This window comes from Anaerotignum sp., from assembly GCF_031981185.1.
Lineage (GTDB): Bacteria > Bacillota > Clostridia > Lachnospirales > Anaerotignaceae > Chakrabartyella.
Genome location: NZ_DALYUL010000027.1, coordinates 22,053 through 27,340 on the forward strand (window position 1 = coordinate 22,053; position 5,288 = coordinate 27,340).

The following is a 5,288-nucleotide window of genomic DNA, read 5'->3' on the forward strand; positions in this document are numbered from 1 at the left end:
TATGGAATGCTTTAAAACATTCTGACCGTAACTGGTTCTATACTTCAATTTGCCCAATAGTCTAACAAGCTCTGGGTGCAAACCATTCACACCGGTTTCAAACGTAGCGGCTTCACCTTCATCACGTACGATAACCTCTACTTCTTTTCTAGCCTTTTCCACCATTTCCTCAATACGGGATGGATGAACACGCCCGTCCACAATGAGTTTTTCCAAAGCAAGTCTTGCAATTTCCCTACGGATAGGATCAAAACCGGAAAGAATAACTGCCTCCGGCGTATCGTCAATAATTAAGTCAATACCCGTCAAAGTTTCCAATGCACGGATATTTCTGCCTTCACGACCGATAATACGTCCCTTCATTTCATCATTTGGAAGTTGAACAACAGAAACCGTAGTCTCTGCCACGTGATCAACGGCACATCTTTGAATTGCGTTGGCAACAATTTCTCTGGAGCGTCTATCTGCCTCCAACTTTGCCTTGCTTTCAATTTCTTTAATCATCAATGTTGCTTCATGTTTTACATCATTTTCTACCATGGCAAGAATATAATTCTTGGCTTCCTCAGTGGTTAAACCAGAGATCCGCTCCAATTCTTGCAATTGTTTTGCGTGAAGTGCTTTTGTCTCTTCTTTTTGTTTTTCAAGCTCTTCCAGCTTCTTTAACATCTGCTCGTCTTTTCTTTCCAAAGCTTCTGTCTTTTTGTCCAATGATTCTTCCTTCTGGAACAATCTTCTTTCATTTCTCTGAAGCTCGTTTCTTCTGTCACGAACTTCCTTTTCTAACTCATTTTTTGTTCTGATACTGTCTTCTTTGGCTTCCAGTAAAATTTCTTTTTTACGCCCTTCTGCTTCTTTTGCCGCATCCTCTACAATCTTCTTGGCTCTCTCTTCTGCCACACCGACTTTTGCTTCCGCAATACGTTTACGATAAAAGAAACCACAGATGGCGCCTACTAGTATGCCAATCACAGCACAGATTACACTTATCGGCCCTATGAAAAACACCTCCCCTTATTCAGTTTTCAAAGTACATTTTCAAATTCTATTTTTTTGTTTTCACATACCATAAGCAGTGTTATAAAACACCCTATCATTTTATTACTTTTTACCAGAAGTGTCAAGAAACAATTCAACACAATGAAGCGACAATAATAGAAAAGAACCGAAAACAAATAATTTTTTTTGTTTTCGGTTCTTTTCCTCCAAATTATCTTTGTTTTTCCTTCATTATTTCATATAAAGAGAAACCCATATCTCTAGTACTTTCACAACGGACTGTTTTTTCGAAACGCTCATCAAGCTTGTCCAAATAAGCATTCTGCGCCCCGCAAAAAGCTTGCAGCAGCCTACCATCCGCACGAACTGTCACCTGATCATATATGGTATTGGCTAAAATGCTCTCAACTTCACGGCGCATCTTGGTTACCGTCCAGTCAATAGAGGGCATTCTCCCTGTCCCATCACATTGTCGGCATTTTGTAGTCATTTGCTTAGATAAACTAGGTCTTGTTTTTTTCCTCGTAATTTGCATCAGTCCCAATTCTGTCATTCCCACAACAACAGTCTTTATGCGGTCGTTATTTACAGCTGCTTCCAATTCCTTGGTAATGATGTTCCTATTTTCTTGACTGGTCATATCAATAAAATCAACAATTATAATACCCGAGAGGTTTCGAAGACGCAATTGCTTGGCCACTTCTTGTGCCGCTTCCAGGTTGGTCTTTTGAATTGCTTTTTCCAAGTCTCCCTTGCCCGCCGACTTCCCCGAGTTTACATCAATCACCACACATGCCTCAGTTTCTTGTATCACTAAAAACCCACCGTTTTTCAGCCATACCTTTTCATCCAAAGCTTTCTGACTTTGACTTTCGACAAAAAATTCCTCAAAAAGGGGCAGTTTTTCTTGGTATAACAACAACCTTGGCTGTTTCTCCCCATTAAAATCTTCCGTTTTTAACAAATATTCATAGGTCTGTTGATCATTCACAACAAATTCATCAATTTTCTCGCTATAAAAATCCCGAACAGCCTTTTCCACCGGCAAACTTTGTTGAAGAAGCAAAGAAGGTGCCATTCTAAATTGGGCGTTTTCAATGACTCTTGCTTTCTCCAAGAGGGACTGAAGCTCCTTTTGGAAATCTTCCTCAGTTTTGCCCTCCCCGTTGGTGCGAACCACTACACCAAACTCCTTGGGCACAATGGATTTTAAAATATCACGAATGCGATTTCGCTCCTCATTATTTGTAATCTTTCGGGATATACCAATTTCCCCTTCCTCTTGCACCAAAACAATAAACTTTCCCGGATACGAGATTGTTTGGGTCAAAACCGCGCCTTTGGATCCTGCGGCATCCTTTTCCACCTGAACAATCAAGGTGTCTCCCACCTTGGGTCTGGATGGATTTTTTTGTTGGTCAGAAACAGCACGCTTGCTTCCGTAATAAAGGTATCCTTTTTTGTCACTGCCAATTTCCACAAAGCATGCCTGTAGATTGGGAATTACATTGTCAACCCGCCCAGCATACACATTTCCAACCAAGCTTTCTTCTTCCTTTGTTTCATAGTATAATTCCACCAGCTTGCCATCCTCTACCAAGGCAACTCTGGTGATGCCTTCTTCAATATCCAGTAAAACTCGTTTCATGCAAACACCTACTTTATCAATCATCTATTCCATATCATCATACCCGAATTGATAGGTTTTTGCACCAAAATCTTTTTGATCTGCAATTTTCCACACCCACTGACTGTCCTTTTCCGTAAATAATGCCAACATAACCCGCTCCTGTGACACTCCCCCTTGGTTTTCACGAAAAAAATAAATGTCCTCATAGGGATTCATATGTAAAGCCAACTCAAAGGGTGTTTCTTTTCCAGAAACAATTACTTCACGCAAAGGCTTTTCCTTATCAATCAACATCCCAGAATATAAATTCTTGGCAATTTGTATAAATTCATGCCGATTTACGTATATCAGATAAAGACCTACTGGTAAAATCAAAAATGCACAAGGCTCTATAATTGAAAACAACACCCCAAAAACACATAATCCATAACCAATACCATAACCGGCTTTTGTTAGCCAACTTGCTGCCCGCAGTGTTCCCTTCCATTTCCCCAATATCTCAAGCCAAATTCGCCCTCCCTCTAAAGGTAAAAACGGTAGTAGTCGAATCCCCGCTAGTAATAGAGAGAGAACTGCAAAGTTCTTTTGTTCTAACCCAAACAGTACAACACTTAATATAATTCCAATGCCACTGCCAATAAAATGCAGTCTCAGCTTTATTTCAAAGGCAATGTTTGTGCTCGCAAAGTGGGCTCTGATACCCAAAGGTGTAAATAGCCAATGCCGTACCCTCAGCCCCTTACGCCTACAAAAAAAAGCATAACCCACTTCCTGTACTGCCCAGCAAAAAAGCATGTCCCAAAACAAGGTACCCATTCCATAATAATATAAGCTCGCTGCTAACAATAGAAACAGCGGGTGAAATTTAAGCTTAGTCTGCTTTATCATATACTCGCCCCCCTTGCAGCGTATTCTGCTGCAACTTCCTGTGTATATTTTAAATCAACATAGTCCATAGGATCTATGAGCTTTCCGTTCTTCCAAAGGCTGTAATGCAAATGAGGGCCTGTGGATAGTCCCGAATTTCCCGATTTCGCAACAATCTGCCCCTGCTTCACTTTGTCCCCTTTCTTTACTAATATCTCAGAAAGGTGGGCATACATTACCTTATAACCATCCTTTGTTTCATATTCCAAAACGTGACCAAAGGTAGGAGAGGTACGAATTTCCGTAACTACACCGCTATGAACGGCGGCAACCTCCGTTCCTATCACTACCCCAATATCAATCCCATTATGAAATTCCATTTTGCTCAGTACAGGATTTTCCCTTACCCCATAAGAGGAAGTTACCATTCCTTCAGCTGGGTTAATCCAGCCTTCTTGTTTCTTTTCCCAATTCACGAAAGACCACGCCAAAACACTAGGGCGATTCCTCTAAATCGGGTTTGTAAACCTTGTTTTCCTTTGGTGTCTTCTGCTCATTATGGAAAGTTGGCAAAGTAATATTTTTATCTTTCCAAAAGGCTGTAATTTTCTCTCTAGCCGTTGCGACATCCTCTGCAGGAATTTGATATGCGATGGTCTCCTTTAATTGATTGCAGACTGCCTCAGATGTGTCTGTATGAAAAGCAGAAACCAATACCAATGCCCCTGCCAGAATCACAGTTACATATGTACGAAAAACCAAAAGTCCCTGAGATGAACTTTCACCAGGATTACGGCCTTCTCGTCTGTCTCTCATTCTTTTTTCCATTTCCATTCTGCGCCGCTTTCTTTCCTTATCTGTCATACCGCATCCCTCCTGATTTCAAATATATGCCCCAGATTTCAAAATATGAACGAGCATGAAAAATGAACTTAAAATATAAAAATCCCTTTTATTTATTTGCTTTCTGCCCAATCCTTTGCTAAAATTATTTTATAATAATACCGAAAGGGGATTGTGCATATGAATTGCAATTTTGATAGAACGGATATTGCGGGAAACAAGGAGGTTTTCAGAGCTTAAAATCTTCTAAAAACCTCCTTGTAGTATACAAATAACAAAAAGTATACGAATTCTTACGGAGGTAATTTCATTGAATTTATTAGAAAATTATGGTATATCAGAACGATTTATACAAGAAGCCACTCTCTATCCAGAGTATTCCTTGGCAAGGGTTATTGCTCAGCATAAGGGAATGTATCGCATCGTCAGCGCTGAAGGTGAGCGTTTCGCTGAAATCTCAGGGAGGTTTGCCTATGAAGTGGAAACCCTATCCCAATATCCTGCAGTGGGTGACTTCGTTATGGTGTCTATTGGCAATACCCATAGCCCTGCCATCATCCACAAGATTTTAACAAGAAAAAGTGTATTTCAACGTGCCGCCTTGGGACTAATTAATCAAGCTCAAGTAATTGCTGCAAATATAGACATCATCTTTATCTGTATGTCTCTCAACCAAAATTATAATTTAAGTCGTTTGGAGCGGTATCTGTCCATTGGTTGGGACAGCGGTGCTAAACCCATTGTTCTTCTCACAAAAAGCGATTTGTGTGATAACATCTTGCAAATTATGGATGAAATCCAAACGGTGGCTCTTGGTTGTGACGTAATCGTGACCTCATCCTTCGATGCTAAAACAATAGAAAAACTGTCTACCTTTCTAAAAAAGGGCATTACTGCCTCTTTTATTGGTTCTTCAGGTGTGGGTAAATCAACATTGGTCAACCTTTTG

The 5,288-nt window shown here is 40.3% G+C and carries 6 protein-coding genes; 1 reads left to right on the top strand and 5 read right to left on the bottom strand.

Annotated features, from left to right (window positions below; translation table 11 throughout):
* The 5 genes from RTK36_RS13750 to RTK36_RS13770 all read right to left on the bottom strand — a co-directional run.
* Positions 1-999: Rnase Y domain-containing protein (locus RTK36_RS13750; protein WP_312047828.1), on the bottom strand; the 999-nt coding region annotated here is incomplete at its 3' end.
* Positions 1,000-1,210: 211 nt separating this feature from the next.
* A complete protein-coding gene (locus RTK36_RS13755) occupies positions 1,211-2,647 on the bottom strand; it encodes an Rne/Rng family ribonuclease (RefSeq protein WP_312047813.1) in 1,437 nt (478 codons plus the stop codon).
* 24 nt (positions 2,648-2,671) lie between these two features.
* Positions 2,672-3,517, bottom strand: a complete 846-nt coding sequence (locus tag RTK36_RS13760) for a hypothetical protein (protein ID WP_312047814.1) — start codon at positions 3,515-3,517, stop codon at positions 2,672-2,674.
* Positions 3,514-3,972: a M23 family metallopeptidase gene (locus RTK36_RS13765; protein ID WP_312047815.1), complete on the bottom strand. Its 459-nt coding sequence runs from the start codon at positions 3,970-3,972 to the stop codon at positions 3,514-3,516. The genes RTK36_RS13760 and RTK36_RS13765 overlap by 4 nt, the downstream gene beginning before the upstream one ends.
* A gap of 19 nt (positions 3,973-3,991) precedes the next feature.
* Positions 3,992-4,360 (bottom strand): hypothetical protein, encoded by a 369-nt coding sequence (locus RTK36_RS13770; RefSeq protein WP_312047816.1) that lies wholly within the window; start codon positions 4,358-4,360, stop codon positions 3,992-3,994.
* A 289-nt stretch (positions 4,361-4,649) separates the two neighbouring features.
* On the opposite strand from RTK36_RS13770, the gene rsgA reads away from it, so the two are divergent.
* On the top strand, positions 4,650-5,288 hold a 639-nt coding region (gene rsgA, locus RTK36_RS13775), incomplete at its 3' end, for a GTPase RsgA (RefSeq protein WP_312047817.1).

Excerpts from the sequence above, each read along its gene's own strand:
- RTK36_RS13760 (WP_312047814.1), bottom strand. The coding sequence starts at position 3,517 with ATGATAAAGCAGACTAAGCTTAAATTTCACCCGCTGTTTCTATTGTTA.
- RTK36_RS13755 (WP_312047813.1), bottom strand. The coding sequence starts at position 2,647 with ATGAAACGAGTTTTACTGGATATTGAAGAAGGCATCACCAGAGTTGCC.
- RTK36_RS13770 (WP_312047816.1), bottom strand. The coding sequence starts at position 4,360 with ATGACAGATAAGGAAAGAAAGCGGCGCAGAATGGAAATGGAAAAAAGA.